The following is a 997-nucleotide window of genomic DNA, read 5'->3' on the forward strand; positions in this document are numbered from 1 at the left end:
TGACATCTGCGATGCCGACATCGCGGCCATGCTGGCCGCGGGTTTCACCGTGACGTCCGACGAAGCCGTGCTTGCCACCGCCGAGACCGTGGTGATCTGTGTACCCACGCCGCTGGATGAGGACGGTGGGCCCGATCTGGCCGCGGTCACCCTCGCGGCGGAGATGGTCGCCCGCCAGCTGCGTCGCGGGATGCTGGTGGTGCTGGAGTCCACGACCTACCCGGGCACGACCGATGAGGTCGTACGCCCGATTCTGGAGAAGTCCGGGTTGGTGGCGGGCACAGACTTCGCACTGGCGTTCTCCCCGGAACGGATCGACCCCGGCAACCCCACCTACGGTCTGCGGAACACCCCGAAGGTCGTCGGCGGGCACACGCCGGCGTGTACGGCGCGGGCGGAGGAGTTCTACGGCAAGATCTGCGACCACGTGGTCCGCGCCAAGGGCACCCGCGAGGCCGAGATGGCCAAACTGCTGGAGAACACCTACCGCCACGTCAACATCGCCCTGGTCAACGAGATGGCGATCTTCTGCCACGAACTCGGCATCGACCTGCGCGACGCGATCGCCGCCGCCGCGACCAAACCGTTCGGGTTCCAGGCGTTCCACCCCGGCCCCGGCGTCGGCGGACACTGCATCCCGATCGACCCCAACTACCTGTCCTACAAGGTCAAGAGGCTCGGCTACCCGTTCCGCTTCGTCGAACTCGCCCAAGAGATCAACCAACGGATGCCCGCCTACGTCGCCCAACGCGTCCAGGACCTGGTCAACGACGCCGGCAAATCCGTCAAAGGCTCCACCATCCTCATCCTCGGCGTCACCTACAAACCCAACGTCGCCGACCAACGCGAATCACCCGCCCGCCCCGTCGCCCGCCGACTCCGCCGAATGGGCGCCCACCTCACCTTCCACGACCCCTACGTCGACCACTGGATCCTCGACGACACCGAAGTGCCCCGAGTGGGAGACCTCGACCAAGCCCTCCACACCGCCGAGTGG

The 997-nt window shown here is 67.1% G+C and carries 1 protein-coding gene; it reads left to right on the top strand.

What is annotated here, in order from left to right:
* Positions 1-997 (top strand): nucleotide sugar dehydrogenase (locus ABNF93_RS34665; protein ID WP_349332503.1); only part of this gene is annotated, 997 nt, incomplete at both ends.

The sequence above is a fragment of the Actinopolymorpha sp. B9G3 genome (genome assembly GCF_040120725.1).
In the GTDB taxonomy this organism is placed as follows: Bacteria; Actinomycetota; Actinomycetes; order Propionibacteriales; family Actinopolymorphaceae; genus Thermasporomyces.